This is a genomic window from Curtobacterium sp. PhB172, from assembly GCF_003752545.1.
Lineage (GTDB): Bacteria > Actinomycetota > Actinomycetes > Actinomycetales > Microbacteriaceae > Curtobacterium.
On the sequence record NZ_RKIF01000011.1, the window covers coordinates 21,974 to 48,026 of the forward strand.

At 70.4% G+C, this 26,053-nt stretch carries 27 protein-coding genes and 1 tRNA gene; 16 read left to right on the plus strand and 12 right to left on the minus strand.

What is annotated here, in order from left to right; all coding sequences use genetic code 11:
* Positions 1-18: 18 nt before the first annotated feature.
* Complete coding sequence (locus EDF42_RS15805; RefSeq protein ID WP_123673300.1) at positions 19-891, minus strand: N-acetylneuraminate synthase family protein; 873 nt, start codon at positions 889-891, stop codon at positions 19-21.
* Positions 888-1,715 (minus strand): cytidylyltransferase domain-containing protein, encoded by an 828-nt coding sequence (locus EDF42_RS15810; protein ID WP_123673302.1) that lies wholly within the window; start codon positions 1,713-1,715, stop codon positions 888-890. The genes EDF42_RS15805 and EDF42_RS15810 overlap by 4 nt, the downstream gene beginning before the upstream one ends.
* A gap of 112 nt (positions 1,716-1,827) precedes the next feature.
* On the opposite strand from EDF42_RS15810, the gene EDF42_RS15815 reads away from it, so the two are divergent.
* Positions 1,828-1,900, plus strand: a tRNA-Arg gene (locus EDF42_RS15815).
* A 124-nt stretch (positions 1,901-2,024) separates the two neighbouring features.
* Here the strand turns inward: EDF42_RS15815 and EDF42_RS15820 are convergent.
* Positions 2,025-3,317, minus strand: coding sequence for a hypothetical protein (locus EDF42_RS15820; protein ID WP_123673304.1), 1,293 nt, complete (start codon positions 3,315-3,317; stop codon positions 2,025-2,027).
* An 89-nt stretch (positions 3,318-3,406) separates the two neighbouring features.
* Entirely contained in the window at positions 3,407-3,673 is a 267-nt protein-coding gene (locus tag EDF42_RS15825; RefSeq protein WP_111086795.1) for a hypothetical protein, read from the minus strand.
* A gap of 159 nt (positions 3,674-3,832) precedes the next feature.
* Between EDF42_RS15825 and msrA the strand changes: the two genes are divergently transcribed.
* From msrA to EDF42_RS15840, 3 genes are all read left to right on the plus strand, one after another.
* The gene (msrA, locus tag EDF42_RS15830) at positions 3,833-4,360 is read left to right on the plus strand and encodes a peptide-methionine (S)-S-oxide reductase MsrA (RefSeq protein WP_123673306.1); all 528 of its coding nucleotides are present in this window, start codon (positions 3,833-3,835) and stop codon (positions 4,358-4,360) included.
* 37 nt (positions 4,361-4,397) lie between these two features.
* Positions 4,398-4,601 carry a methyltransferase gene (locus tag EDF42_RS15835; protein ID WP_111086793.1) on the plus strand — a complete coding sequence of 68 codons (204 nt, stop codon included), beginning with the start codon at positions 4,398-4,400 and terminating at the stop codon, positions 4,599-4,601.
* Between the two features lie 123 nt (positions 4,602-4,724).
* Positions 4,725-5,330, plus strand: a complete 606-nt coding sequence (locus EDF42_RS15840; protein WP_123341120.1) for a single-stranded DNA-binding protein — start codon at positions 4,725-4,727, stop codon at positions 5,328-5,330.
* Between the two features lie 29 nt (positions 5,331-5,359).
* Here the strand turns inward: EDF42_RS15840 and EDF42_RS15845 are convergent, their stop codons facing one another.
* The gene (locus tag EDF42_RS15845; RefSeq protein ID WP_148053908.1) at positions 5,360-6,088 is read right to left on the minus strand and encodes a hypothetical protein; all 729 of its coding nucleotides are present in this window, start codon (positions 6,086-6,088) and stop codon (positions 5,360-5,362) included.
* Between the two features lie 129 nt (positions 6,089-6,217).
* Between EDF42_RS15845 and ettA the strand changes: the two genes are divergently transcribed.
* Entirely contained in the window at positions 6,218-7,903 is a 1,686-nt protein-coding gene (ettA, locus tag EDF42_RS15850) for an energy-dependent translational throttle protein EttA (RefSeq protein ID WP_111086790.1), read from the plus strand.
* 32 nt (positions 7,904-7,935) lie between these two features.
* A complete protein-coding gene (locus tag EDF42_RS15855; protein WP_123673308.1) occupies positions 7,936-8,391 on the plus strand; it encodes a thioesterase family protein in 456 nt (151 codons plus the stop codon).
* On the opposite strand, the gene EDF42_RS15860 is transcribed toward EDF42_RS15855, so the two are convergent.
* A complete protein-coding gene (locus tag EDF42_RS15860) occupies positions 8,378-9,241 on the minus strand; it encodes an acyl-CoA thioesterase II (RefSeq protein WP_123673310.1) in 864 nt (287 codons plus the stop codon). The two genes, EDF42_RS15855 and EDF42_RS15860, sit on opposite strands and share 14 nt — an antisense overlap.
* A 47-nt stretch (positions 9,242-9,288) precedes the next feature.
* Here EDF42_RS15860 and EDF42_RS15865 point away from each other — a divergent pair, with 47 nt between their 5' ends.
* Both EDF42_RS15865 and EDF42_RS15870 read left to right on the plus strand, forming a co-directional pair.
* A complete protein-coding gene (locus EDF42_RS15865; RefSeq protein ID WP_123341116.1) occupies positions 9,289-9,990 on the plus strand; it encodes a hypothetical protein in 702 nt (233 codons plus the stop codon).
* 37 nt (positions 9,991-10,027) lie between these two features.
* Complete coding sequence (locus EDF42_RS15870; protein WP_123673312.1) at positions 10,028-10,870, plus strand: NAD-dependent epimerase/dehydratase family protein; 843 nt, start codon at positions 10,028-10,030, stop codon at positions 10,868-10,870.
* Between the two features lie 198 nt (positions 10,871-11,068).
* Here EDF42_RS15870 and EDF42_RS15875 read toward each other — a convergent pair whose 3' ends face one another.
* The 3 genes from EDF42_RS15875 to pepN all read right to left on the minus strand — a co-directional run bounded on the left by EDF42_RS15875 (position 11,069) and on the right by pepN (position 15,300).
* Positions 11,069-11,581 carry a globin gene (locus EDF42_RS15875; protein WP_311316784.1) on the minus strand — a complete coding sequence of 171 codons (513 nt, stop codon included), beginning with the start codon at positions 11,579-11,581 and terminating at the stop codon, positions 11,069-11,071.
* Positions 11,578-12,645: a mechanosensitive ion channel family protein gene (locus tag EDF42_RS15880; RefSeq protein ID WP_123673314.1), complete on the minus strand. Its 1,068-nt coding sequence runs from the start codon at positions 12,643-12,645 to the stop codon at positions 11,578-11,580. Before EDF42_RS15880 ends, EDF42_RS15875 begins: the two co-directional genes overlap by 4 nt.
* Positions 12,646-12,720: 75 nt before the next feature.
* Positions 12,721-15,300, minus strand: coding sequence for an aminopeptidase N (gene pepN, locus EDF42_RS15885; RefSeq protein ID WP_123673316.1), 2,580 nt, complete (start codon positions 15,298-15,300; stop codon positions 12,721-12,723).
* A 227-nt stretch (positions 15,301-15,527) separates the two neighbouring features.
* On the opposite strand from pepN, the gene EDF42_RS15890 reads away from it, so the two are divergent.
* On the plus strand, positions 15,528-16,088 hold the full coding sequence (locus EDF42_RS15890) for a disulfide bond formation protein DsbA (RefSeq protein ID WP_395865825.1): 561 nt from the start codon (positions 15,528-15,530) through the stop codon (positions 16,086-16,088).
* Positions 16,089-16,140: 52 nt separating this feature from the next.
* Here EDF42_RS15890 and EDF42_RS15895 read toward each other — a convergent pair whose 3' ends face one another.
* Complete coding sequence (locus EDF42_RS15895; protein ID WP_123673320.1) at positions 16,141-16,668, minus strand: GNAT family N-acetyltransferase; 528 nt, start codon at positions 16,666-16,668, stop codon at positions 16,141-16,143.
* On the opposite strand from EDF42_RS15895, the gene EDF42_RS15900 reads away from it, so the two are divergent.
* The 3 genes from EDF42_RS15900 to EDF42_RS15910 are packed head-to-tail and all read left to right on the plus strand — an operon-like array spanning position 16,667 to position 18,734.
* A complete protein-coding gene (locus tag EDF42_RS15900) occupies positions 16,667-17,275 on the plus strand; it encodes an XRE family transcriptional regulator (RefSeq protein WP_123673322.1) in 609 nt (202 codons plus the stop codon). The genes EDF42_RS15895 and EDF42_RS15900 overlap by 2 nt on opposite strands.
* Before the next feature lie 22 nt (positions 17,276-17,297).
* A complete protein-coding gene (locus EDF42_RS15905) occupies positions 17,298-17,795 on the plus strand; it encodes a ribose-5-phosphate isomerase (protein WP_123293994.1) in 498 nt (165 codons plus the stop codon).
* Positions 17,796-17,804: 9 nt separating this feature from the next.
* The gene (locus tag EDF42_RS15910) at positions 17,805-18,734 is read left to right on the plus strand and encodes an Fpg/Nei family DNA glycosylase (RefSeq protein ID WP_123673323.1); all 930 of its coding nucleotides are present in this window, start codon (positions 17,805-17,807) and stop codon (positions 18,732-18,734) included.
* Positions 18,735-18,782: 48 nt separating this feature from the next.
* On the opposite strand, the gene EDF42_RS15915 is transcribed toward EDF42_RS15910, so the two are convergent.
* Positions 18,783-20,252 carry an amidohydrolase gene (locus EDF42_RS15915; RefSeq protein ID WP_123673326.1) on the minus strand — a complete coding sequence of 490 codons (1,470 nt, stop codon included), beginning with the start codon at positions 20,250-20,252 and terminating at the stop codon, positions 18,783-18,785.
* The gene (locus EDF42_RS15920; RefSeq protein WP_123673563.1) at positions 20,249-20,908 is read right to left on the minus strand and encodes an FMN-binding negative transcriptional regulator; all 660 of its coding nucleotides are present in this window, start codon (positions 20,906-20,908) and stop codon (positions 20,249-20,251) included. Before EDF42_RS15920 ends, EDF42_RS15915 begins: the two co-directional genes overlap by 4 nt.
* Before the next feature lie 158 nt (positions 20,909-21,066).
* On the opposite strand from EDF42_RS15920, the gene EDF42_RS15925 reads away from it, so the two are divergent.
* The 4 genes from EDF42_RS15925 to EDF42_RS15940 are packed head-to-tail and all read left to right on the plus strand — an operon-like array spanning position 21,067 to position 25,980.
* On the plus strand, positions 21,067-22,653 hold the full coding sequence (locus EDF42_RS15925) for an ABC transporter substrate-binding protein (protein ID WP_260235535.1): 1,587 nt from the start codon (positions 21,067-21,069) through the stop codon (positions 22,651-22,653).
* An 11-nt stretch (positions 22,654-22,664) separates the two neighbouring features.
* Positions 22,665-24,152, plus strand: coding sequence for a M14 family zinc carboxypeptidase (locus tag EDF42_RS15930; protein ID WP_260235536.1), 1,488 nt, complete (start codon positions 22,665-22,667; stop codon positions 24,150-24,152).
* Positions 24,152-25,093 (plus strand): ABC transporter permease, encoded by a 942-nt coding sequence (locus EDF42_RS15935; RefSeq protein ID WP_123293990.1) that lies wholly within the window; start codon positions 24,152-24,154, stop codon positions 25,091-25,093. The genes EDF42_RS15930 and EDF42_RS15935 overlap by 1 nt, the downstream gene beginning before the upstream one ends.
* A complete protein-coding gene (locus tag EDF42_RS15940) occupies positions 25,090-25,980 on the plus strand; it encodes an ABC transporter permease (RefSeq protein ID WP_111086776.1) in 891 nt (296 codons plus the stop codon). Before EDF42_RS15935 ends, EDF42_RS15940 begins: the two co-directional genes overlap by 4 nt.
* Positions 25,981-26,053 lie beyond the last annotated feature (73 nt).

Sequence of the window (26,053 nt, forward strand, 5' to 3'; positions counted from 1 at the left end):
CGCTCACGCGGTCTCTGCTCACGCGCCGACGCGGCGCAGCTTCGCGAGCGGCGCCCGCTCGCCGGGGAAGATCCGCTTCACCCCGTCACCGAGCGCGGTCTCGATGATCCGGATGTCCCGCGCCAGGGTCTTCAGGCCGTGCGGCTCGAGCGAGGCCGCGTGGTCCGAGCCCCACATCGTGCGGTCGAGCGTGATGTGCCGTTCGACCGCGGTGGCGCCGAGGGCAACGGCGGCGATCGAGATCTGCAGGCCCGGCTCGTGGCCGGAGTACCCGACGGGCACGCCCGAGTAGCGGTGCGCGAGGGTGTCGATCATTCGCAGGTTCGCCTCCTCGGCGGGGAGCGGGTACGTCGACGTGGCGTGCATGAGCACGAGGCGGTCGGTGCCGAGGGCGTCGACGGCGGCGTCGATCTGCTCGAGCGTCGACATGCCCGTCGACAGGATGACGGGCTTGCCGGTCGCGGCGACGGCCGCGAGCATCCCGAGGTCGGTCACCGACGCCGAGGCGATCTTGTACGCGACGACGTTGAGGTCCTCGAGGAATTCCACCGACGGCTCGTCCCAGGGGGAGGCGAACCAGTCGAGGCCACGCAGCGTCGCGTGGTCGCCGATCTCGATGTACTGGTCGCGGTCGAACTCGACGCGGTAGCGGTACTCCAGGTAGGTCATCTCGCCCCACGGGGTGCTGCGGGGCGTGTTCTTCATGTGCTCGGGCGTGGAGATCGCCGGGGTGCGCTTCTGGAACTTGACGGCCTGCAGCCCGGCGTCGGCGGCGACGTCGATGAGCCGCTTGGCGATGTCGACGTCACCGTTGTGGTTGAGGCCGATCTCGCCGATGAGGTACGCGGGGTGGCCCGCGCCGATCGTGGACGTGCCGATGGTGACGGTCATGGTGCTCCGTTCAGTGCGGGGGCTGCCCGCGTCGGGGATGGGTCGTGGTCGGGGATCTGGGGAACGACGACATCGGCCGCGACATCGGCCGCGGCTTCGGCCGTGACTTCGGCCGCGGCTTCGGCCGCGGCTTCGGCCGTGACTTCGGCCGCGGCTTCGGCCGCGATCAGGTCGGTCTCGTCGTCGATGTCGATCGCGCCGGCGGGGTCGACGGCGATGAGCTCGACGCGGCCGTGGAAGCGGTGCCGGTGCTGCCGGAAGCCGTCGGTCCGCATGACGTACGAGGCCCCGGTCTCGCGGTACTCGGCCGCGCGGTCCTGGCGACGCGGACGGGTGGCCGCGTCGTGGTTCACAGCGACGGCGGAACCGTCGTCGGCGACCCGCCACAGGAACGCGTGCGACGGCGCTGCGGTGAACACGACGTCGGCGTGCCCGTCCGAGACGCGCCGGATCGCCGTGTCGAGGTCGTCCGGGTCGATGAACGGCGAGGTCGCCTGAAGGAACACCAGGACCTCGGGCAGCGCACCGCCGGCGGCCTCGAGTTCGTCGAGCACGTGGAGCAGCGCGGACTCCGATGACGCCTGGTCGCCCGCGAGGTCGGCCGGCCGTCGGACCACGTCGGCACCGGCGGCGCGGGCCTCCGCGGCGATGGCGTCACCGTCGGTCGTGACGACCACGGCGTCGATCAGTGCGGCGCTCCGCGCCGACTCCACGGCCCGACGGACGAGCGATCGGCCGGCGACCGTCCGGAGGTTCTTGCCCGGGATGCCCTTCGAGCCGGCGCGTGCGGGGACGACGGCGAGGACGGTGGCAGAGGAGTGCATCTCCCGGACGGTACGAAGCGCGGGTGTCCCGGAGGCGAACTGTGGGCAGACGACGGCCGAACCGTTCCGGAACCGCTCGACCAGCGGGTCCCGGTTAGAATCGACGTCGCTCGCCTCCGTAGCTCAGTGGATAGAGCAGGTGGTTTCTACCCACCGTGCCGCGGGTTCGATTCCTGCCGGGGGCACGACGCGAACGGGCCGCCATCCGATCGGATGGCGGCCCGTTGCTCGTTCGTGGGGGTGTCGGACGCTGGGTGCTGGGTGCTGGGTGCTGGGTGCTGGGTGCCGGGTGCTGCTTGTCCGTGCCCGCTACTCGTCGTCGTCCGCGGCGCGGCGACGGAGTTCGGAGGCGCTGATCGGCTGCGTGTGCGTCGCCTCGGACGTCTCGTCCGCGTCCGTGGGCTCTGCCGGCGCCTGGGTGATGCGGGTCGGGATCGACGTCGTGTTCGTCGTGCCCGGGGTTTCGACCCTCGGAGCAGGAGCGGACGCCGGGGTCGTCGGTGCGCCCGGGGTCGTCGGGACGTCGTTGGCGGGCGTCCGGTTGACGTGGGCGTCGGCCGAGGTGGGCGCCGGCGTCGCGACGGTGGACGACGCGGGACGGTCGGTGCCGCGGGCCGGGGTCACCCGGTCGGTGTCACCGAAGGCCTTGGTGACGGCGTCGTCGTCCACCACCTCGGTGTCGTCGGTGCCGCGGCTCGGGGTCGAGCGTGCGGGGGACGTGGGTGTGCCGAGCGCCGGGCGCACGGGCGGTGCGGCGTCGTCACCGTAGACGCGGGTGGTGTTCTCGCCGTAGGAGCGGGTGGCGTTGGCGTCCGACCCACCGCGGTTCACCGAGAACCCGGGTCCTGCAGCGGGAGCGGACGCCGACCCGGCTGCGGCAGCGGGGGCGCCACCGGCGGGGGCCGACCCGGCGTTGGCGGGGGCCGACGGCGCGGAGGCGGGCGTGCCTCCTGGACGCTGTGCCGGACGCAGGGAAGTCGTCGTCGGCGTCGGGCGCTCGACGGGAGCGGCCTGAGCGGGCGCTGCCGGGGTCTGCGGGCGGGGGGTGCTGTTCTGGTCGGCGTTCCAGTCCTGCTGGCGCTTGATCAGGTCGGCATCCGGGTCGGGGGACTCGAACTTCCAGCGCTCGAGGTCGGCCTTGAAGAGCTTGCGTGCGCGACCCGGACGGGCCTGCCACTCGAGCAGGCGGTCGCGGAACTCCGCGAGCGACTGGTCGGCCTGGAAGCTGAAGGTCGACGAGTTCTTCTTGATGTCGGCGATCTCGTGCTGTGCCCAGTTGGCGGCGAGGGGCGCACCCTGCACGGGGAGCAGCCGGAGCCGGATGTCGGCATCCTCTGCCAGGTGGTCCGCGTAGCCGCGTTCGTCGTGCCCGAGCGAACCCCAAGCAGCGGCCTTGCGCGCCGCGGAGATGATCGCCGCGACGGCGGCGTTCTTCGACTCGCGCTCCTGCAGGGCCACGACCCGTTTGGTCGCACCCCGTCCGATGAGCGCCGCGATCACGCCGGCGACGACGATGGCGACGAAGGGGATCACGGCACCCGAGATCACCCGCCATCCGTCGTCGGACGAAGTCCAGTCGGTCAGGTCGTTCCACCAGTCCATGCGCGCACCATACTCACGAAACGGTCAGGCCCCGGGGAGGACGAACGGCGTTCCGCGCATCCGACCCGAGATGATTCCAATCTGGAACATCATGACCAGCGGAGGCAGTCCACGGCGTCGTCGGCGGACCACACGTTCGGCAGCTCGACGAACCGACGCTCGGTCGCGACGTAGCGACGGGCGCGGTAGGCGGTGTCACCGGCGACGTCGATGCGGTCGACGTAGCCGACGATCTCGCCGTTGGCGCGGGTCACGCGGCTCAGGTCGTCGCGGACGTCGAGGATGCGGTAGTCGCCGCGCGACCGGGAGAGCGGGACGGTGCGGATCCGCAGTGCGGGTTCGGTCGTGGTCTGCATCGTGGGCCTCCTGGTCGGTGTGGACTCGACGCTACGGGCCACCACCGACACGCCGGGGTGATGCCGGCGCACCGTGGACGGTCGGACAGGCGGTGCGCGTTGTGGAGGGACTGTCCCCTGTCCGATCCCGTGCGGATGTGGGGGAGGTAGGTTGTGGCCATGACCACGTTCGTGCTCGCAGGTGGATGTTTCTGGTGTCTCGACGCCGTGTACCGCACGCTCCAGGGCGTGCAGGACGTGGAGTCCGGCTACATCGGCGGTCGGGTGGAGAACCCGTCGTACGAGCTGGTGTGCACGGGGTCGACCGGTCACGCCGAGGCGGTCGCGGTCACCTTCGACGAGACGGTGATCCCGGCCGAGGTCATCCTCGACGTGTTCTTCACGCTGCACGACCCGCGGCAGCTCAACCGGCAGGGTGCCGACGTCGGCACGCAGTACCGCTCCGCGATGTTCCCGGCCGACGACGCGCAGCGCGCACTGTTCGAGCAGGCGATCGAGCGCGCGTCCGACATCTGGGACGGCGGGATCGTCACCACGATCGAGCGGCTCTCGACGTTCTACCCGGCGGAGGAGTACCACCAGGACTTCTTCGCGAAGAACCCCGGTCAGGGCTACTGCCTCGCAGTCGCGCTGCCCAAGGTGAACAAGGTCCGGAAGGCCTACAGTCAGTACATCCTGGCGTCCTGATCCTCGGGCGTCGGGGCCACGAGGAGGTGGTCGAACGATGACGAACAACACCGGGACCTGGGTCGCGATCGGTCCGGCAGGTGCGGTGGGCAGCATCCACCGTGCCGCGGACGGCTTCCAGGTCGAGCTCTACGGACGAGGGCGCACCGGCGGGCTCTACCCATCGCTCGAGTCGGCGAAGGGCGCGGTCCACGCCGCGCTCGGCCCGCTCGCGGCGCGGCCCGAGTTCCGAGCGCACTAGCGGTCCAGGGCCGGACAGGAGGCCCGGGGGACTCGTCCTCCACAGGTCGCCTGATCGGGTCCACACGCCACAGATCGAGCCCGGGGCTGCTTCCGCAGCCCCGGGCTCGATGACGATCGACGCATGAACGACATCATCACCGTCTGCGGAATCGTCGCCACGGAACCCCGTCACCTCGTCACCGAGACCGGCATCGCCATCACGAGCCTGCGCCTCGCCTCACCGTCACGTCGATGGGACCGGGCCAGCGCGGCCTGGGTCAACGGTGCGACCAACTGGTACACCGTCACCGCGTTCCGCTCCCTCGCGTCGAACGTGTTCAAGTCCCTGAAGAAGGGCGACCGCATCGTCGTGTCCGGCCGCGTCCGGATCCGCACCTGGGAGCGCGACGGCCGGGGCGGCACGTCGGTCGAGATCGACGCCGACGGCATCGGGCACGACCTGGCGTGGGGCATCAGCAACTGGGTCCGCGTCCCTCGTCACACCGGAGAGCCGACCGCGCCTCCCGGACCTGCCCAGACGGTCGACCCGCGCACGGGCGAGATCGGCGCTGCCGGTCCGGACGCGGACACGCAGATCGACGGCGACCACCCCGACCTCGACCACCACGACCTCGACGCCGACGGTGGTCACCCGCAGCCCGATCCTGCTTCCCCGGACGCGATCGGGCAGGATCCTCGCCGACCCGCAGACGACGACGGGGACCCCAGCACGCGGATGGCGGCGTGAGGTCCCCTCGACGGAATCCGACCCGGGCGCTACCAGCGCTGGGTGATCATGGCGATGCCGGCGACCTCGGTCGTGTCCCAGTTGCCGCCCTTCGGCAGCCCGGACACCCGACCGTCGACCCAGAACGTCGCGCCCTGGACCTTGCCCGGGTTGGTCTGCTTGGCCTTCAGTCCGTGGAACGAGAAGTTCGGGTTCCAGGTGCCCTGGAGTCCGCTCACACCGGGCTTGTTGCGCACGGTGATCTTCACGTCACGCATCGAGGAGTGGACGACGTCGCCGTTGAGACGGCCGTTCCCCTCGACGTTGAAGAACAGCCGGCCCTTGAGGTTCAGGCCGACCGCGGCGATCGTGTGGCCGTTCGCGAAGAACGTGCCGACGTTGTTCGGGTAGAAGCGGAGTCCGACGGGTGTCACGTTGTGCGTCGCCGGACCGAGGTACCCGTAGGTGAACTTGCCGTTCTGCACGCGCTCCCAGATGAACCGCGGGGCGCCCTTGCTGACCGTCGACCCCTTGTCCGACTGGATCCCGACCGAGAAGGCGTTGTTGTAGGCGTCGTGCACGTTGATGTAGGACGAGTAGCCCGTCCCCGAACCACCCTCGGTGATGTTGGCCGTGTACTCGACCAACGGGGTGCCGTGGGGGGCGACGGTCGCGGCGGACGCCGTCGACGTGGTGCCCGTCGGGACGACGAGGGCCGCTGCCAGGGCGATGGCCCCGACGAAGGGGAGTGCGAGTCGGTGCAAACGTGTTCTGGTCATGATCCTGATCCTGATCTCCGCATGGACGACGATGCCTCTGGTCGAAGGCGAGGCCACGGTACGTCGAAGTACGCGAGGACAACACCCCCCGTGCGGGTTCCGGCGATCCGTCAGTAGACTTGCACCGATATGGCTGAGTACATCTACCAGATGGTCCGCGCCCGCAAGGCGGTCGGCGACAAGCTGATCCTCGACGACGTCACGATGTCGTTCCTCCCCGGCGCCAAGATCGGCGTCGTCGGACCGAACGGTGCGGGCAAGTCGACGATCCTGAAGATCATGGCCGGTCTCGACCAGCCGTCGAACGGTGAGGCGAAGCTGACGCCGGGCTTCACCGTCGGCATCCTCATGCAGGAGCCGGAACTCGACGAGACGAAGACCGTGCTCGAGAACGTCCAGGAAGGTGTCGGTGAGATCCACGCGAAGCTCGCCCGCTTCAACGAGATCTCCGCCCTGATGGCCGAGCCGGACGCCGACTTCGACGCGCTCCTCGCCGAGATGGGCACGCTGCAGGAAGAGATCGACGCTGCCGACGCGTGGGACCTCGACTCGCAGCTCGAGCAGGCCATGGCCGCGCTCCAGTGCCCCCCGGGGGACGAGCTCGTCACGCACCTGTCCGGCGGTGAGAAGCGTCGTGTCGCGCTCTGCAAGCTCCTGCTCCAGAAGCCCGACCTGCTCCTGCTCGACGAGCCCACCAACCACCTGGACGCCGAGAGTGTGCAGTGGCTCGAGCAGCACCTGCAGCAGTACCACGGTGCCGTCCTCGCCGTGACCCACGACCGGTACTTCCTGGACCACGTGGCCCAGTGGATCGCCGAGGTCGACCGTGGTCGCCTCTACCCGTACGAGGGCAACTACTCGACGTACCTCGAGAAGAAGCGTGCGCGCCTCGAGGTGCAGGGCAAGAAGGACGCGAAGCTCGCGAAGCGCCTGTCCTCCGAGCTCGACTGGGTCCGCAGCAACACCAAGGGCCGTCAGGCGAAGTCGAAGGCCCGTCTCGCCCGGTACGAAGAGATGGTCACCGAAGCCGAGCGCACCCGCAAGCTCGACTTCGAGGAGATCGTGATCCCCGTGGGCCCGCGTCTGGGCTCGCAGGTCATCGACGCCGAGAAGCTGCACAAGCAGTTCGGTGAGCGCGTCATCATCGGTGACCTGTCGTTCACGCTGCCCCGCAACGGCATCGTCGGCGTCATCGGCCCGAACGGTGTCGGCAAGACGACGCTGTTCAAGACGATCGTCGGGCTCGAGCCCCTCGACGGCGGCACGCTCAAGATCGGCGACACGGTCGACATCTCGTACGTCGACCAGAGCCGTGGCGGCATCGACCCGAACAAGAACCTGTGGGAGGTCGTGTCCGACGGGCTCGACTACATCCAGGTCGGCAAGACCGAGATCCCGTCCCGCGCGTACGTCTCGCAGTTCGGCTTCAAGGGCCCGGACCAGCAGAAGCGTGCCGGCATCCTGTCCGGTGGTGAGCGCAACCGTCTGAACCTCGCGCTGACCCTCAAGCAGGGCGGCAACCTGCTGCTCCTCGACGAGCCGACCAACGACCTGGACGTCGAGACCCTCGGCAGCCTCGAGAACGCCCTGCTCGAGTACCCCGGTTGCGCCGTGGTCATCACCCACGACCGGTGGTTCCTCGACCGCATCGCGACCCACATCCTGGCGTGGGAAGGCCTCAACGAGGACGGCACGCCGAACTGGTACTGGTTCGAGGGCAACTTCGAGGCGTACGAGGAGAACAAGATCGAGCGCCTCGGTGCCGACGCCGCGAAGCCCGGGCGTGCGACGTACCGCAAGCTCACCCGCGACTGACCCGCGTGGCGAGACTGCACGCTCCCATCCGCATGCGGTGGAGCGACATCGACGCCTACGGCCACGTCAACAACTCCGCGATGCTGCGCCTGCTCGAAGAGGCCCGCATCGTGGGGTTCTGGGGCCCGGACGCCGGTGAGCTGTCGGCTGACGGCAGCCTGCCCGAGCCGATCATCGACGGTCGGCCGGGCTCGGGCACGATGACGGTGATCGCCGGACAGCGCCTCGAATACCTCGCGTCGATCCCGTACCTGCGCCAGCCGCTCGACATCCAGATGTGGATCGGGCGGCTCGGCGGGGCGAGCGTCGACGTGTCGTACGAGGTCTGGTCGCCGGTCGGGCAGCAGCCGGCCGAGCTCTACACCCGGGCGACGACCGCGCTCGTCATGGTGGACGCCGCCACGAACCGTCCTCGGCGGCTGACCGCGGCCGAGCGCGCGGCGTGCGAGCAGTACCTCGAGGCGCCGGTGGAGTTCAGCCGCCCGTAGGGACCCGCATCATCCCCTCCTGCGCCACGGTCGCCAGCAGGCGTCCGTCGCGGGAGAACATCCGGCCGAACGCGAGCCCCCGGCCGCCCTGCGCGCTGGGGGACTCCTGCGTGTACAGGACCCACTCGTCGGCCCGACCGTCGCGGTGCCACCACATCGCGTGGTCGAGGCTGGCGCTCTTCACGCCGGGCGTGCCCCAGGCGACGCCGTGCCGACGCATGATCGGTTCGAGGATCGACAGGTCGCTGGCGTACCCGAGGACCGCACGGTGCAGCGCCGGGTCGTCCGGCAGGTCGCCCTGCACACGGAACCAGACCGCCTGGTGCGGCACGTGCTCGCCCTGCACGTCGACGAACACCGGTCCCTCGACGTGCCGCAGGTCGATCGACCGTTCGGCCCAGGCCTTGGCGACGGGGTGGTCGATGGTGGACAGGATCGACGCGGCGGACGGCAGCGACTCCGGTGACGGCGTGTCGACCGGGTACGGGTCCTGGTGCTCGACCCCGGTGTCCGGCACCTGGAACGACGCGATCATCGAGAAGATCGGCACACCGCGCTGGTAGGCCTGCACGCGCCGCGTCGCGAAGGACCGACCGTCGTGGATGCGTTCGACGCCGAAGGTGATCGGCACGTCGATGTCGCCGGGGCGCAGGAAGTACCCGTGCATCGAGTGGATGTCACGCCCCTCGATGGTGGCCTGCGCAGCGACGATGCACTGGGCGAGCACCTGACCGCCGAACACCCGCCCACCGGGGGACCAGTGGTTCGCGCCGGTGAGGATCGTCTCACCCGTGCTCGCACCGGTGTCCTCGAGTCGGAGTGTCCGCAGGAAGTCGGGTTCGCCGTTCACGTGGTGCAGTCTACGAACACAGGGTGCGCCGGTAGGATCGGTTCGACATGGGCACCTCGTTCACGCTTCCCGACGCCGCCTCCCTCGGGGACCTCCGCACGTACCTCGGACGTGCCGCTCGGATCGAGGACGGTTCGGTCCGGCTCATCGCCGACTCCGGTGTCCTCGCGGTCTACACGGCGATCCTGTACCCCCTCGGGCTCCTCGACGAGCTGCCGACGGTGCTCGGCCTCCGCACGTTCTCGCTCACCGAGCCCGCGACGATCGACGTCGTGGTGCCGCTGCAGTCCCTGCTCGAGCGGCTCCGGCTCCTCGCCGAGGCGCAGGACGCCGAGCACGCCGACGGCGCCGACCCGACGCGGGCCACCCCGATCGAGGTCGAGCTCCCGCACGAGGTCCACACCGTGACGTGGGCGGCGATCTCCCCGCCCCGTGGCGGATGGGTGCCGCTGCCCGACGTCTCACCGGAGCTGCTGCGCCGCGCCACCCGTGACGGCATCGCCGAGGTCGCCGACGCTGTCCCGACCAACGCGGGTGAGGCGATCATCCGCAAGGTGCGATCCGAGGTCTGGGGCCGTCCGGTCCCGGGCATCGAGCACCTGCCCGCTGGTGCAGGCTTCGCAGGGGAGAGCCTCGGCTTCCTCGGGCACGACCCGGTGCGCCTGTTCGAGACGGGTCCGTGGAGCCGCCTGACGACATCGCGCGGGCACGTGCTCGTCAAACGCCGCGCCTGGACCCTGAACCTGTAGCGAACGCCGCGTCCAGGCCAGGTGGTTGGCTGGCCGCATGCAGGTCTTGCTCACCGGCGCGTCCGGGTACATCGGCTCTTCCGTCCTCCGCGCCCTCGTCGCCCACGGGCACGAGGTGACCGCCATCGTCCGCTCCGACGAGAAGGCGCAGCACGTGCGTGATGCCGGTGGGCACGCCCTCGTCGGGGACGTCACCGACACCGAGGTCGTCGAACGACTGCTGCACGAGACCGACGGCGTCGTCCACACGGCGTCCGCGCCCGACGTCGACCCGGACTTCACCGCGACGGTCCTTCGCGCGTCCGCCGGCACACCGAAGCCGTTCGTGCACACCGGCGGCATCTTCACCTTCGGCAACTCGACGGACATCTCCGAGCAGTCGCCGATCGATCCGCCCGAGCTGACGTCGTGGCGTACGGCGAACGAGGCTGCCGTGCGGGCGAGCGACGTGCGGACCACGATCGTCGCCCCGGGCATCGTGTACGGGCGCGGTGCCGGCATCCCCGCGATGTTCGTCAGCGATGGCACCCAGCCGGTCACGCTGGTCGGTGACGGCTCACAGCGCTGGACCACGGTGCACGTCGACGACCTCAGCGAGCTCTACGTCCTCGCGCTGGAGCGTGCCGAGCAGGACGGGTACATCGTCGCCGCGACCGGGGACAACCCGACGGTGCGCGAAGTCGCCGAAGCGGGGGCGCATGGCGCACCGGTCGTCGCCGAGAGCGTCGACGCTTCGCGCGAGCGACTCGGTGGGGCCTTCGCCGACGCGCTGCTCCTGCACCAGGAGACGTCCGGAGCCCACGCCCGCTCGGCCTTCGGCTGGAACCCGACCCACCCGTCCCTGGTCCAGGACCTCGCCACCGGCTCGTACGTGCGTTGAGGACGACGAACGGCCCTCGACGACGGCGTCAGCGCCGCCGAGGTTCCACGACACGCCGCGCACTGTTCGCCAAGGTTCCACGAACGGGGCGAGGCGGCGCCGAGATGTGCAGATTTCGGAACCTGAACGGCAGTCGGAACCTGGGCGGCAGTCGGAACCTGGGCGGCAGACGGAACCTGGGCGGCTGAAGAGCTGGCGTCAGTCGAAGGTGTTCGTCATGGCGTGCGCTGCGCGGTCGAGGTACGCCCAGAGCTCGGCCTCGTCGAGGGGTGCGAGCTGCAGGGACTCGACGGCCTCGCGCATGTGGTGCAGCCAGCGCTCGCGGGCCTCGGACGTGATGCGGAACGGGTTGTGCCGCATCCGCAGCCGGGGGTGTCCGCGTTCCTCGCTGTAGGTGCCCGACCCGCCCCAGTACTGCTGCAGGAAGGCCGACAGGCGCCAGATCGCGCCCTCGAGGTCGTCGGCCGGGTACATCGGCCAGATGACGTCGTCCTGCTGCACGCCCTCGTAGAAGCGGCGCACGAGCCGGTCGAAGGTCGGGGCGCCGCCGATGCGGTCGAACAGCGAGCCGGTGGCCGAGACGCCGTGCTCGCCGACGCGAAGCGTGATGGGCTGCGCCGGAACACCCGGAACACCCGGAACACCCGGCACGCCGGGCATGCCGAGACCAGCCCCGCCGGAACCGCTGCTCGGAGGTGTGGGATCGATCACTGGGAGTCCTTCCCACCGTCGTGGTGGTCGTCGGTGCGGATCGGCTGCCCGAGCATGTTGCGCTTGGTGCGGCGCGGCTTGGTCGGTGCCGGGGTGGGGCGCGTCTGCACCGACCGCAGGCCGTTGATCGAGGTGGCGTTCTCCCAGCCCTCTGGCATGATCATCGCCATCGCCGGCAGGGTGATGCCGAGCTCGTCGACGGCGTGCTTCAGGCGGGCGCGGAGTTCGCGGCCGACGACGTCGAGCTCGGAGGCGCGGGTCTTCACGACGAGGCGGAAGACCATGCCGTCGGGGGAGACCGACTGCAGCCCCCAGATCTCGGGCTTCTCGACGATGCGCTGGCGCCAGCGGGGCTCCTGCGACATGGTGACGGCGGCCGCGAGCAGGGCGTCCTGCACGGCGTCGATGTCGGTGTCGTAGGGGACGGTGATGTCGACGAGGACGCGCGACCAGCCCTGGGACAGGTTGCCGACGCGCAGGATCTGCCCGTTCGGCACGAACCACAGGATCCCGTTGACGTCGCGCACCTGCATGACACGGAGTCCGACGTTCTCGACGACGCCGGTGGCCTGCCCGGTGTCGACGACGTCGCCGACGCCGGCCTGGTCCTCGAGGATCATGAAGATGCCGGACAGCAGGTCCTTCACGATCGACTGCGCGCCGACGGCGAGGCCCGCGGCCACGAGCGATGCGCCACCGACGATGCCGACGGCGGCGTCCGGGATCGCCACGGGGATGATGATCGCAAGGGCCACCACCACGACGATGACCGTCGCGAGGTTCTCGAGCACGCTGCCCAGGGTGCGGGTCCGCTGCACCACGCGCGCGGTCTGGACCGGCGACGCGATGAGTGCCTGCGTGTCCTCGGCGCCCTGACGCTTCTTCACGCCGTTCACGACACGGTCGACGATCTGCTTGATCATCCGGCGGAGGATCACGCGCAGGATGATCGCCGCGATGATCGTGATCACGATCGTGATCGGGATGTGCCAGGCGTCGACGAACTGGGTGAACGCGTTGGATGCCCACTTCGGGACGTCGGAGGTCTCTGCAGCCAAGGTCATATCCGGTCGATGCTAAGGGCGGGGCCTCGGCGTTCCATGAGGAACGCCGAGGCCCCGCAGATCAGCGACGCAGACTCAGGCGTCGGCGGCCTGCACCCGGAGCGCACGCTCCGTGCCCGCAACGCTCTCGGACACGATGCGACGCAGCGCCGGGGTCTCCGGGTGCGCCTCGAGCCACGCGTGGGCGGCGTCGCGGAGCTCGGCCGACGCGAGCGGCGCCGGGTAGAGGCCCGAGACGATGGTGTCGGCCATGTGGTAGCTGCGCTCGGCCCAGATGCGGGTGAGCACCTCGAAGTACTTCGGCACGAGGCCTTCGAGCACGACGGGGCTGTTCACGTGCTGGAACCCGACCGTGGTCTGGCGCACGATCGCGTTCGGCAGCTCGGCGGAGTCGACGAGCGACGCGAAGGCGGCCAGCTTGCCCTCGGCGGTCGGGATCGTCGCACGGGCGCGGGCCGCGGCCTGCTCACCCGACGCGGTCTTGTCGGCCGCGAGTTCGGCGTCGACCTCGGCGTCGGAGGCGGCACCGGCGAGCACGAGGCCCTCGAGCAGCTCCCAGCGCAGGTCGGTGTCGATCTCGAGCCCGTTCAGCGTGACCGAACCGTCGCGCAGCCCCTGCAGGGTGGCGACGTGCTCGGGCGTCGACGCGATCTGCGCGAAGAACTTCACGAACTGGAACTGGGCGTCCGAGCCGGCCTCGGCCGAGGCCGCGAGCTGCCAGAGCGTCTCGCCCACCGTGCGGACCGTGGCGTCGACCTTCGACGGCGCCACGTAGTTGCGCGTCGTCAGGAGCAGCTGCGACAGGGTCGTGCGGATGGTCGTCGACTCGGACTCGGTCGCGATGTTGCCGAGCGCGAGCCGGACGTAGTCGCTGGCGGGCGACTCGGCGTCGCGCGTGGCGTCCCACATCGCACCCCACACGATCGAGCGGGCGAGCGGGTTCGCGATGGCTGCGAGGTGCTCGATCGCCGTCGTGCGGGACTGCTCGTCGAGACGGATCTTGGCGTAGGCCAGGTCGTCGTCGTTGAGGAGCACGAGGTCGCCGCGCTGCACGCCGACGAGCTCGGGGACCTCGGTGCGTGCGCCGTCGACGTCGATCTCGACGCGGTGCACGCGCTCGAGCTTGCCGCCCGAAGACGCGGTGTCGGCACCGAACGGCGCGGAGTCGTCCGTCCCGAACGCGTAGACGCCGATGGCGAGGCGGTGCGGGCGGAGCGTCGGGTAGTCGGCCGGCGCTTCCTGCAGGACGGCGAACGAGGTGATCGCGCCGGACGCGTCGACCTCGATCTCCGGGCGGAGTGTGTTGACGCCCGCGGTCTCGAGCCAGAGCTTCGACCACTCGGACAGGTCGCGGCCGCTGGTGGCCTCGAGCTCGACGAGCAGGTCACGCAGCTCGGTGTTCGAGTGGTGGTGCTTCTTGAAGTAGGCCGAGACACCGGCGAAGAACGCGTCGATGCCGACCCACGCCACGAGCTGCTTCAGGACGGAGCCGCCCTTGGCGTACGTGATGCCGTCGAAGTTGACCTGGACGTCCTCGAGGTCGTTGATCGTCGCGACGATCGGGTGGGTCGAGGGGAGCTGGTCCTGACGGTAGGCCCAGGACTTCTCCATCGCCTGGAACGTGGTCCAGGCCTCGGTCCACTCGGTGGCCTCGGCGGTGGCGATCGTGGAGGCCCACTCGGCGAAGGACTCGTTCAGCCACAGGTCGTTCCACCACTTCATCGTGACGAGGTCGCCGAACCACATGTGGGCGAGCTCGTGCAGGATCGTGACGACCCGGCGCTCCTTGATGGCGTCGGTCACCTTCGAGCGGAAGACGTAGGTCTCGGTGAACGTGACGGCGCCCGCGTTCTCCATCGCGCCGGCGTTGAACTCCGGCACGAAGAGCTGGTCGTACTTCTCGAACGGGTACGGGACGTCGAACTTCTCCTCGTAGTAGGCGAAGCCCTTCTTGGTGGTCTCGAACACGTAGTCGGGGTCGAGGTACTCGGCCAGCGACTTGCGCGCGAAGACGCCGAGCGGGATGGTGCGGCCGTCGCTGCTCGTCAGTTCGTCGCGGACGACCTCGTACGGGCCGGCGATGAGCGCGGTGATGTAGCTCGAGATGGTCGCGGTGGGCGGGAAGGCCCAGGTCGCGTTCTCACCGTCGACGTGGGGCTCGGGCGTCGGGGAGTTCGACACGACCTGCCACCGTGACGGCGCCGTCACGGTGAAGGAGAACTGTGCCTTGAGGTCGGGCTGCTCGAACACCGCGAACATGCGGCGCGAGTCGGGGACCTCGAACTGGGAGTACAGGTACACCTCGTCGTCCACGGGGTCGACGAAGCGGTGCAGGCCCTCGCCGGTGTTCGTGTACAGCGCGTCACTGACGACCACGAGCTCGTTCTGCTCCTGCAGGTCGTCGAGCTGGATGCGGACGCCGTCGTTCACCGCGGCGACGTCGAGCGCCGTGCCGTTCAGGGTGACGGAGTGCACGGTCTTCGTGATCGCGTCGATGAACGTGGACGCACCGGCGGTCGCGGTGAAGCGCACGCGGGTGGTGCTGCCGAACGTCTCGGCGCCGCGGGTCAGGTCGAGCTCGACGTCGTACGTCTGCACGCTGACGATGCCGGCACGTTCCTGGGCTTCGGTTCTGGTGAGGTTCTCTCCGGGCACGCAACGCTCCATCTTCGCTGAGGACGCGGACGATCGTGGTCCGCGAGGGGGAGTCCCGGCACGGCGTCGTGCACCGGCGGGACGGTCATCCCCAGCCTAGCGACGCCGCGTACGCTCGGAGCGTGAGCGAGACGACTGTGGACAAGACGCCGGAACACACGACGGAACACCCGACCGAACGCACCACCGTGGAGTTCTGGTTCGACCCGAACTGCCCCTGGGCCTGGATGACGAGCCGCTGGGTGGGCGAGGTCGCCGAGCACCGCGACCTCGACGTCACGTGGAAGGTGATGAGCCTGTTCGTCCTGAACGAGGACCAGGACATCCCCGACGAGTACCGCGAGCGCATCCACAAGGGGCAGCTCTACCCGCGCATCGTCACGGCGGCGCGGCTCCGGCTCGGCCAGGACATCGTGAAGCCGCTCTACGACGCCCTCGGTGAGCACATCCACCACCGCCAGGAGCCGGACCCCGACCAGGTGGTCCCCGCCGTGCTCGCGGAACTCGGCCTCGACGCCGACCTGCTCGAGTACGCCTGGACGGACGAGGTCGACGCCGCCGTGCGCGTCAGCCACCAGGACGGCATCGACCGCGTCGGACAGGACGTCGGCACGCCCGTCATCGCCGTCGCCGGCACCGCGTTCTTCGGCCCGGTCATCTCCCCGGCGCCCAAGGGCCAGGAAGCGCTCGACCTGTGGGACGGCGTCGTCGCCGTGGCGAAGTACCCCGGCTTCTTCGAGCTCAAGCGCTCGCGCACCGTCGGCCCGGTCTTCGACACCACCGCCTGACGCTCCGGCAAGCGGACGGGAGGCGCGGCTCGCCCCCGCCCCTCGGCTCGCGTCAGGCGAGCGGCAGGCGCATGAGCGTCAGGTCCAGCCAGCGGTCGAACTTGCGTCCGACCTCGGGTACGACCGCGACCGTGATGAACCCGAGCTTCTCGTGCAGGGCGATCGACCCGGTGTTCGTGCTGCAGATCCCGGCCATCATGACGTGCAGGCCCTCGGCTGTCGCCCGCTCGACGAGCGACCGCATCAGGGTCGACGCGATGCCCCGACCGCGGAACGACTCGACCACGTAGACGCTGTGCTCGACGGTCAGTCGGTACCCGTGGTGCGGTCGCCACTGCGAGTACGTGGCGTACCCGGCCACGGTGCCGTCGACCTCGGCGACGAGCACCGGGTACCCGTCGCCCTGGCGTTCGGCCAGCCAGCCGTCGAAGTACGCGCGGGGGTGCGGGGTCTCCTGCCAGATGGCGGTGGAGTGCAGCACGGCGTCGACGTGCAGGGCGTGCACGACGTCGAGGTCGCGGGGTCCGCAATCGCGCACCACGACCGGATCCGTCCCGTTCGTCGCATATGCTGTCGTCATGTCTCACATCGTAGACGACGAGCCGGGTCTCGCGGAACGTGCCCTCGGCGAGCGCCTCCAACGCCTGCGCACCGAACGCAAGTGGAGTCTCACCGAGCTCGCCGAGGAGTCCGGTGTCTCCCGCGCGATGATCAACCGCGTCGAACGCGGGGTGTCGAGCCCCACCGCGACGATCCTCGGCCGGCTCTCCGGCGCCTTCGGCCTGACGATCTCGCAGCTCCTCGACGAAGCCCTCGAGCACGAGGTGCCCAGGGCGACCGACCCCGACGACGCACGTGGCATCCAACGCGGCGCGACCGCGGAGTCCTGGACCGATCCCGACACCGGGTACCGCCGCCGTCCGGTCTCGAGTGCGGCGTTCCCCGCGGACGTCACCGAGGTGCGCCTCCCGGCCGGCCGCGAAGTGGCCTACCCGGCGTCCGCCTACGCGTTCCTGCGGCACTGCATCTGGGTGGTCGACGGCGTGCTCGAGCTCGTCGTCGGCGGCGAGCCGACGCGGCTCGCCGCGGGCGACCGGATCGAGCTCGGTGACCCCGCCGACGTGGTCTACCGGAACCCGGGCGAGGGGCCCACGCGGTACGTCGTCGTGGTGGTCCGGGGGCAGTAGTCGCAGGAATAGGATCGGTTCCATGCGCATCCACCTCGGAACGGACCACGCCGGCCTCGAGTTCAACCAGACCCTCGCAACGCACCTGACCGAAGCCGGGCACGAGGTCGTGGACCACGGACCGACCGAGTACGACGCGCTCGACGACTACCCCTCGTTCTGCATCAACGCCGCGCACGCCGTGGTGCAGGACCAGCGGGCCGGCGTCCAGGCGCTCGGCGTCGTGTTCGGCGGCTCCGGCAACGGTGAGCAGATCGCCGCGAACAAGGTCGAGGGCGTCCGCGCAGCGCTCGTCTGGAACGAGTCGACCGCACTCCTCGCACGCCAGCACAACGACGCCAACGTCATCTCGATCGGTGCGCGCCAGCACACCGAGGACGAAGCGATCCGCTTCGTCGACCTGTTCATCGCCGAGCCGTTCTCGGGCGAGGAGCGTCACGCGCGCCGCATCGCGCAGCTGGCCGAGTACGAGCAGACGGGGCACATCGCCGGCAAGCAGATCGACGGCTCGGCCGAGTAGACAGGTCCCATGCCCGAGGGTCACTCCGTCCACCGAATCGCCAACCAGTTCACCCGGCACTTCGTCGGCAAGCGCTGCGAGGTGTCCAGTCCGCAGGGGCGGTTCGCCGCCGGGGCCGCCCAGCTCGACGGCAAGCAGATGATCGCTGCCCGGGCGGTGGCGAAGCAGATGTTCCTCGAGTTCGAGGGCGACCTGTTCCTGCGCGTCCACCTCGGGCTCTACGGCGCGTGGGACTTCGCCGGCGACCTGTCGACCGCCACGGCGCTGTCCGCCGACGACGACGGCGAGGAGTCCCTCACGTCGATCGGCGCACCCCGACTGGCGCGGTACCGGATGGCCGAGCAGGAGAAGGTCGAGGACCCGATCGAGTCCTTCCCGCCGGACCCCGTCGGCCAGGTGCGCGTCCGGATCCTGACCGAGGACACCGTTGCCGACCTGCGCGGCCCGACGGCCTGCGTGGTGGAGACCCCGGCCGAGGTGCAGCGTGCCCTCGACAAGCTCGGCCCCGACCCGATGAACGACGACGGCCCCGAGGCCGAGAAGACCTTCGTGGACAACGTCCGGAAGCGGAACGTCGCCATCGGCCAGCTGCTCATGGACCAGTCCGTGGTGAGCGGCATCGGCAACATCTACCGGGCCGAGTTGCTGTTCCGGCAGCGCATCGACCCGTACAAGGTCGGCAAGAAGATCACCGTCAAGCAGGCGAAGGCGCTGTGGGCGGACTGGTCGACGCTGCTGCACGACGGCGTCCGCGACGGCCTGATGATGACGATGGACGGCCTGTCCGACGCCGAGTACAAGAAGGCGCAGCGGTCGCGCAAGGACCGGCACTGGGTCTACCACCGCCAGGGTGAGCCCTGCCGGGTGTGCGGCACCGAGATCCGGGTGGCCGACATGGCCGGTCGGAAGCTCTACTGGTGCCCGAAGGACCAGAAGTAGCGCGGCTCAGAACCGAGAGCTCAGAACCGAGAGCTCAGAACCGAGAGCTCAGAGCTCGCAGTACGTGAACCGCCCGGCGATCGCGGTCGCGAGCACGCGCATCGACCGCAACGAGGACGACGACGCTGCCAGCGGGTCCGACCCGACGAGCACCAGGTCCGCGACGTCGCCGACGGCCACGCTGACCCGACCGTCCGTCGAGCCCTGCCACGCGGCGATCGCGGAGAGCCGTTCGGCGGGGTGCCACGGGTCGCGGCCGTCCCGGTCGCGTCCGACGGCCGCGGCCATCGAGATCCACGGGTCGAGCGGCGCGACGGGGGCGTCCGACCCGAGCAGCAGCCGGGCACCGGCTCGGGCGAGCGACGCGAACGCGAAGGCGCGGTCGGTGCGGCCCGCCCAGTGCCGGTCGGCGATGTCGCGGTCGTCCATGGCGTGCTCGGGCTGCACCGAGGCGGCCACTCCGAGCCTGGCGAACCGGTCGACGTCGGTGTCGACGAGCAGTTGCGCGTGCTCGATGGTGCCGCGGGCGCCGACGGCTTCGAAGACGTCGAGCGCGAGGGTGTTCGCGCGGTCGCCGATGGCGTGGATGGCGGGCACGAGTCCGGCGTCGACGGCTCGGCGGGTGATCGCGACGAGGTCGTCGAACTCCCACGCCAGCACGCCGGAGCCGTCGGCCATGGCCGCGGTCCGGGTGCCGAGCGAGCCGTCGGTGACGACCTTGAACGGCCCCATCGTGAGCAGGCCGCGGGTCCGGTCGACGACGTCACCGGTGCGGAGTCCGCGGTCGATCGCCGCGTCGAGTTCGGCCGGGTAGACGCCCGACGCCACCCGGAGTGCGTCGGTGCCAGCGTGGATCCGGCGCGCCCAGCGGTCGAGGCCGAAGCGCATCTCGAGGTCGACGATGCCCGTCACGCCGCGGGCGGCAGCGGCCTCCGCGGCGTCGGCGACGTACCCGTCGAGCAGGTCGTCCGGCACCTGCGAGAGTGCACCGGTCACGTCGAAGGCGTCCTGCTCGCGCAGGACCCCGTCGTCACCCGCCTCGAGCGAGCGGCCGACGAGTGCGGAGAAGTGCGCGAGCGCGAGGGCGTTGCACCAGACGGCGTGCAGGTCACCGCTGATGACGACGGTCGGGAGGCCCGGTGCGGTTTGGTCGAGCAGCTCGCGTCGTGCGGGGGTCGGCCACAACCCGTCGCGGTAGCCGTGGCCGATCAGCACGCGGTCCGGCACCCCGGTCCGCGCGACCGCGGCGAGGAGGTCGGCGGTCGACTCCGCGGAGTCGCAGGCGGAGACGTCGACGCGGCGGCGCACCAGGGCCCACTGGTCGAAGTGCGTGTGGTGGTCGCGGAGGCCGGGGCCGAGCCAGGCGCCGGCGGCCTCGACGACCTCGGTGTCGGGGCCGGCGGGGTCGAGCGTGCCGGCCGGCGCGATCTCGGTGACCAGGCCGTCGGCGATGCGGACGTCGGCAGGGGCCCCGGAGGTGCCCACCCTGCGGACGGTGCGGAGCAGGATCTCGCTCATCGCGCCTCCCGGCTGTCCGTCGTGGAGCCGACGGACCGGACCCGCTCCATCTCGTCGGCGAGCGCCGGCGACGCGTAGGGGCCGTCGCCGCGCAGCCCCGCGATGATGCGGTCGACGACCTCGGGCGCCTTGTTCTGGGAGAGCTTCGCGCGGGCGTCGAACCGGGTGATGCGGATCCGGATGCCCACGGTGCCCTTCGCCATCCGGCGTGCGGTCTCCTCGTCGATCTCGAGCGAGACCGGCTCCGGCATGACCTGCTCGAAGTGGTCGACGAGCTCGCCGAGCACCCGGAAGTTCTCGTCGTCGGACAGCAGCTCCGGCGTGCCCCACAGGTGGGCCGTGACGTGGTTCCAGGTCGGCACGAACTGCTCCGGCGGGTACCAGGCGGGGGAGACGTAGCCGTGCGGACCCTGCACCACGACCAGGACCTCGTGGCGGCCGAGTTCGTGCGCGAGTTCGTCGGGGCGGCCGACGTGCGAGACGAGGACGACCTCGTCGGGGTCGTCGTCCGGCCCGGGTGTCTCGAGCAGGAACGGGTAGTGCGACGCGACGATCCCGGCGTCGGTGTGCGACACGATCGTGGCCCACGGGTTGCCGGCGACGAGGCGCTTGACCTCGTCGACGTCCGTCATCAGGAAGTGGGGTGTGTGCCGCATGGTCCGAGCGTGGCACACGGCCCCGGTCGAGCGCGACACCTGTCGTTTCGCGAGTGTTTCAGAACGGTAAAAGTTTCAGAGTTCATTGAAAGAAGCATTGTGCCGGGTACTCGAACGGGCCTAGCTTCACTCAGCAACGACGACCCGAGGAGACCCCCATGCGACGCAGGACCATCGCCGCCCTGGCCACGGCAGCCACACTGGCGCTCGTGGTGACCGGCTGTTCGGCGAGCGGCACGGCCGACTCCGCCGGCGGATCGAGCCTGGTGTACGCCACCGGCGAGCCCGACCACCTGACGCCCGGACGACAGACCGTCGCGTTCGACCAGGTGCAGAGCCTGTTCGCGCCGCTGACGCAGACCGACGCGAAGGGCGAGCTCCACGACGTCGCCGCGAAGAGCGTCGAGAGCGACGACGCCACCACGTGGACCATCACCCTCCGGGACGGCTGGACGTTCCAGAACGGCGAGGCCGTCACCCCGGAGAGCTACGTGAAGGCCTGGAACCACGTCGCCTACGGCCCCAACGCGTGGGAGAACAGCGGGCAGCTCGCCGCGATCGTCGGGTACACGGACCTCAACCCGGCGAAGGGCACCCCGAAGACGAAGGAGATGTCGGGGCTGAAGGTCACCGGCAAGGACACCTTCACGGTCACGCTCACGCACGCCGACAGCCAGTTCCCGCTGCAGCTCAGCCAGGCCCAGACGGCGTTCTACCCGATGCCCGAGGCCGCCTACGACGACCTGAAGGCGTACGACGAGAAGCCGATCGGGAACGGCCCCTACGAGATGCAGTCGGCGTGGAAGGCGGACAAGGAGTTCACCGTCACCGCGTGGAAGGACTACGAGGGCACGAAGCCGGTCACGAAGGACGTCACGTTCCGGAGCTACTCGGACATGAACACCGCCTACACCGACGTCCTCGCGGGCAACGCCGACGTGCTGTTCCTGCCGACCGACAAGATGACGAGCGCGAAGGCCGACTTCGGCGACCGCCTGCACTCCTTCGACGCCCCGGGCATCGACTACCTCGGCTTCCCGCTCTGGGACGACCGCTACTCCGACCCCGACGTCCGACGCGCGATCTCGATGTCGATCGACCGCGACGAGGTGAACACCGCCATCTACGGCGGCCTGTACGACCCCGCCACCGCACTCACGCCCCCGTCGATGTCCGGCACCGAAGAAGGCATCTGCGGCGACGCGTGCGAGTTCGACCCCGCAGCGGCGAAGCAGCTCCTGGCGAAGTCCGGTGGCTTCGACGGCACGATCACGCTCGTCTACCCCGGCGGCAGCGGCCTCGACTCGCTCTACGAGGCCTACGCCAACCAGATCCGGCAGAACCTGGGCGTCGACACCGTCGCGAAGGCCACCACCGACTGGGCCTCGTACTACTCCGAGCTGACGGACAAGAAGGTCGCCGGCCCGCACTTCGGTCACTGGGGTGCGCTGTACATCAGCCAGCAGAACACCCTCCGCGCCCTGTTCACCCTGGCCGGCGGCTGCTCGCCCTGCACCGGGTACTACCAGTCCGACACCGTCGACGCGTTGCTGGCGAAGGCCGACTCGGCCGGCTCGCAGGACGAAGCGAACGAGTACTACACGAAGACGCAGGAAGCCGTGCTCGAGGACTTCCCCGTCGTGCCGACCTTCTTCGACAAGTACTCGTACGTCACGAGCGACAAGGTCACGAAGCTCCCCGCGGTCGCCGGCAGCCCGGTCGTCGCGCAGATCGCCGTGAAGTAGGGCACCACCACATGGACCAGCGCACCATCCTCCGCCTGGCGGCCGAGGTCCCCGACCACGACGGCTTCCCGCTCGTCGACGACCTGCACGCCCGGTTCGACGCGCTCGCAGCGTCCCACCCGGACCAGGTCACGGTCACCCGGATCGGCACCAGCCGGCTCGGCGAACCGCTGCACTCCTACCGGATCGGCACCGGGGCGCACGCCGCCGTCGTGGTCGGCGGCGTGCACCCGAACGAACCGATCGGCTCGTGGACGGCCCTGCACCTCGCCGAGACGGTGCTCACCGACGACGACGCCCGTGCGCTCGACGTCACCTGGCACATCGTCCCGACGATCGACCCGGACGGCATGCGGCTCAACGAGGCGTGGTTCCACGACCCGCACGACCGGGTGTTCTACTCGCGGCACTTCTACCGCCCGGCACCGGACAGCCAGGTGGAGTGGACGTTCCCGAACAGCCACAAGTCGGTGTACTTCGATCAGGTGCTGCCGGAGACGCTCGCGTTCATGCGGCTCATCGACGACACCGAGCCGGACCTGCTGGTGTCGCTGCACAACGGCGAGATGGGCGGGGTCTACTACTACCTGTCCGAGGACCTGCCCGACGTCGTCGACACCCTGCACGCGGTCCCCGCTGCGCTCGGGCTGCCGCTCGACACCGGGGAGCCCGAGTCACCGTTCCTGCGCGAACTCGCCCCCGCGGTGTTCGCGATGGACGGGATCGAGACCGCGTACGACTACCTCGAAGGACTCGGGGTCGACCCGGGCGAGCACATCCACGGTGCGTCGAGTGCGGCGTGGGCGATGCGGCACGGAGCACTGTGCATGGTCGCCGAACTGCCGTACTGGAGCCACCCGGACGCCGACGACCAGACCCCGACCGACGAGTCGTACGCCGACCTGCTGCGGCGCTGCTCCGCCGAGCTCGGTGCCTCGGGCGAGGAACTCCAGCAGCTGCTCGACGAGGCGTCGCCGATGCTGTCGATCGCGTCGCCGTTCCTCGAGGCGTCGCGGGCCTTCGTGCCGATGCTCGCCGGCACGGCGGACACCGACCGCCGCCGGGCCGACCGCGAGCCGGCCGACCGGCGGGCCACCGTCGCGGAGCGCTTCGGCTGCGAGGACCTGGTCCGTTGCTTCCGGCTGCGCTACGGCGGCATGCTGCTCCGGGCGTTCGAGGCGGAGACCACCGCCGGCACGGCGTCCGCGCCGCTCCGGCGCCTGCGCGACCGCCTGGCGGAGCGCTACGCGCACTGGCAGGCCGACGCCGCCACCGAGGCGGACCCGATCCCGGTGCGGAGACTGGTGGGGGTGCAGTACGGGGCGATCCTCGCCTGCGCGAGCCACGTCGCCGAAGGCGACGACGGAAGGCACAGTGCGGACCCGACCCGTGCCTCCCGTCCGCCCCTGGTCACCACGAGCGGGTCTGGGCCCACGCCGCCGGTTCCGGACCGACGCGCCAGCGGCGGGACGGCCGTGCCGGTGGGGAGAGGCGCGTGATGCGTCCGACGCTCGCCGTCGGTCGCCGACTCGGCGGCCTGGCCATCGTGTTCCTCGGGGTGACGTTCCTCATCTACGCGATGACGTTCGCGCTGCCCGGTGACCCGATCCGGGCGCTCGGCGGCGACCGGCCGCTCAGCGACGCGGTCGTCCGCACGCTCCGGGCCGAGTACCACCTGGACCAGCCGCTCTGGCTGCAGTACGTGCAGTACGTCGGCGGGCTGTTCCGCGGCGACTTCGGCACCGACTTCAACGGGCAGTCCGTCGGCGAGCAGATGGCCTCGCGGTGGCCCGTCACGATCACCCTGGCGCTCACCGCGTGGGCCCTCGAGATCGTCCTGGGCATCGGGCTCGGGGTCCTCTCCGCCCTGAAGCGCGGGACGGCCCTCGACAAGACGGTCCTGGTCGGCACCATCGTCGTCGGTGCGATCCCCGTGTTCGTCCTCGGCGTCGCCCTGCAGCTCGTGTTCTCGGTGCGGCTGCACTGGTTCCCGGTCGCCGGCGTCACCGCGGGCTGGCCGACGGCGTACATCCTGCCGGCGTTCGTCATCGCGCTGTTCGGGCTCGCCGCGGTGTCCCGGCTCACCCGCACCTCGATGATCGAGACCCTCGACGCCGACTACGTCCGGACCGCACGGGCCAAGGGGCTCGCACCCGGTCGGATCGTCGGCGTGCACGTGATGCGGAACTCGCTCATCCCCACCGCCACCTACCTGGCCACCGACCTCGGGTACCTGATGGGCGGCACCGTGATCATCGAGGGCATCTTCAACCTGCCCGGCGTCGGGAACCTGCTGTTCCAGGGCATCCGGTCGCACGAGGGCGCAGTCGTCGTCGGCATCTCGACCGCGCTCATCCTGGTGTTCCTCGTCACGAGCGTGCTCGTCGACCTGCTGCACGCCGCCCTCGACCCCCGCGTCCGGACCGGAGCAGCCGCATGACCACCTCAGCGCTCAGCGCCACCGTCGAACCCGTCGTCGGCGGACGACGACGACCCCTGCTGGCCGCGGCCCGCACCCCGGGCTTCTGGGTGCCCGCGTCGGTCCTGGTCGTCGTGCTGCTCGTCGCGTCGTTCCCGCAGCTGTTCGCCGGACTGTTCGGCCACGGTGACCCCCGGGTGTGCGACCTCGGGCAGAGCGGCGCCTCGCCGACCAGCGGGCACCCGTTCGGCTTCGACCTGCAGGGCTGCGACGTGTACGCCAACGTCGTCTACGGCACCCGGTCGTCGATCGCCGTCGCGGTGCTCACCACCGTGCTCGCCGGCATGGTCGCCGTCGTCGTCGGGACGATCGCCGGCATGGTCGGCGGCTGGGTCGACGCCGTGCTCGCCCGCCTGACCGACGTGTTCCTCGGCTTCCCGTTCCTGCTCGGCGCCGTCGTGGTGCTCAACAGCGTGGGGGAGCGGTCCGTGCTGACGGTGTCGCTCGTGCTCGCGCTGTTCGGGTGGCCGACGATGGCCCGGCTCGTGCGGTCGAGCGTCCGCAGCGTGCGGAACGCCGAGTTCGTGCTCGCCGCCCGCACGATGGGGCTGTCCACCTGGCGGATCACCACCCGGTACGTGCTGCCGTCGTCGATCTCGCCGCTGCTCGTGCTCGCGACCATCACCGTGGGCGGCGTCATCGTGTCCGAGTCGTCGCTGACCTACCTCGGCATCGGGCTCGAGAGCCCGGCGATCTCGTGGGGACTGCAGCTCTCCGCCGCGACGTCGCAGTTCCTCCGCGCCCCGCACATGCTCATCGCACCCGCGGCGTTCCTCGCCGTCACGGTGCTCTCCGTCATCGCGCTCGGCGACACGCTGCGCGCCGCGCTCGACCCGCGTCGGCGCTGACCTGCACGGTGCACGCCGCGTCGCGGTGGGCACCGTCGCGACCGACGCGCCAGACTCGAACCACCGCCCTTCG

What these genes read in the sequence shown, in the direction of transcription:
- EDF42_RS15835 (WP_111086793.1), top strand. Translation starts at nt 4,398, where the DNA reads ATGACGAACAACACCGGGACCTGGGTCGCGATCGGTCCGGCAGGTGCG.
- EDF42_RS15880 (WP_123673314.1), bottom strand. Translation starts at nt 12,645, where the DNA reads ATGACCTTGGCTGCAGAGACCTCCGACGTCCCGAAGTGGGCATCCAAC.
- EDF42_RS15810 (WP_123673302.1), bottom strand. Translation starts at nt 1,715, where the DNA reads ATGCACTCCTCTGCCACCGTCCTCGCCGTCGTCCCCGCACGCGCCGGC.
- EDF42_RS15855 (WP_123673308.1), top strand. Translation starts at nt 7,936, where the DNA reads ATGCGGTGGAGCGACATCGACGCCTACGGCCACGTCAACAACTCCGCG.
- EDF42_RS15930 (WP_260235536.1), top strand. Translation starts at nt 22,665, where the DNA reads ATGGACCAGCGCACCATCCTCCGCCTGGCGGCCGAGGTCCCCGACCAC.
- EDF42_RS15845 (WP_148053908.1), bottom strand. Translation starts at nt 6,088, where the DNA reads ATGACCAGAACACGTTTGCACCGACTCGCACTCCCCTTCGTCGGGGCC.
- EDF42_RS15805 (WP_123673300.1), bottom strand. Translation starts at nt 891, where the DNA reads ATGACCGTCACCATCGGCACGTCCACGATCGGCGCGGGCCACCCCGCG.
- msrA (WP_123673306.1), top strand. Translation starts at nt 3,833, where the DNA reads ATGACCACGTTCGTGCTCGCAGGTGGATGTTTCTGGTGTCTCGACGCC.
- EDF42_RS15920 (WP_123673563.1), bottom strand. Translation starts at nt 20,908, where the DNA reads ATGCGGCACACACCCCACTTCCTGATGACGGACGTCGACGAGGTCAAG.
- EDF42_RS15925 (WP_260235535.1), top strand. Translation starts at nt 21,067, where the DNA reads ATGCGACGCAGGACCATCGCCGCCCTGGCCACGGCAGCCACACTGGCG.
- EDF42_RS15820 (WP_123673304.1), bottom strand. Translation starts at nt 3,317, where the DNA reads ATGGACTGGTGGAACGACCTGACCGACTGGACTTCGTCCGACGACGGA.
- EDF42_RS15895 (WP_123673320.1), bottom strand. Translation starts at nt 16,668, where the DNA reads ATGACGACAGCATATGCGACGAACGGGACGGATCCGGTCGTGGTGCGC.
- EDF42_RS15890 (WP_395865825.1), top strand. Translation starts at nt 15,528, where the DNA reads ATGACGAGCCGCTGGGTGGGCGAGGTCGCCGAGCACCGCGACCTCGAC.
- EDF42_RS15910 (WP_123673323.1), top strand. Translation starts at nt 17,805, where the DNA reads ATGCCCGAGGGTCACTCCGTCCACCGAATCGCCAACCAGTTCACCCGG.
- EDF42_RS15840 (WP_123341120.1), top strand. Translation starts at nt 4,725, where the DNA reads ATGAACGACATCATCACCGTCTGCGGAATCGTCGCCACGGAACCCCGT.
- EDF42_RS15935 (WP_123293990.1), top strand. Translation starts at nt 24,152, where the DNA reads ATGCGTCCGACGCTCGCCGTCGGTCGCCGACTCGGCGGCCTGGCCATC.
- EDF42_RS15825 (WP_111086795.1), bottom strand. Translation starts at nt 3,673, where the DNA reads ATGCAGACCACGACCGAACCCGCACTGCGGATCCGCACCGTCCCGCTC.
- EDF42_RS15865 (WP_123341116.1), top strand. Translation starts at nt 9,289, where the DNA reads ATGGGCACCTCGTTCACGCTTCCCGACGCCGCCTCCCTCGGGGACCTC.
- EDF42_RS15915 (WP_123673326.1), bottom strand. Translation starts at nt 20,252, where the DNA reads ATGAGCGAGATCCTGCTCCGCACCGTCCGCAGGGTGGGCACCTCCGGG.
- EDF42_RS15940 (WP_111086776.1), top strand. Translation starts at nt 25,090, where the DNA reads ATGACCACCTCAGCGCTCAGCGCCACCGTCGAACCCGTCGTCGGCGGA.
- EDF42_RS15870 (WP_123673312.1), top strand. Translation starts at nt 10,028, where the DNA reads ATGCAGGTCTTGCTCACCGGCGCGTCCGGGTACATCGGCTCTTCCGTC.
- EDF42_RS15905 (WP_123293994.1), top strand. Translation starts at nt 17,298, where the DNA reads ATGCGCATCCACCTCGGAACGGACCACGCCGGCCTCGAGTTCAACCAG.
- EDF42_RS15900 (WP_123673322.1), top strand. Translation starts at nt 16,667, where the DNA reads ATGTCTCACATCGTAGACGACGAGCCGGGTCTCGCGGAACGTGCCCTC.
- ettA (WP_111086790.1), top strand. Translation starts at nt 6,218, where the DNA reads ATGGCTGAGTACATCTACCAGATGGTCCGCGCCCGCAAGGCGGTCGGC.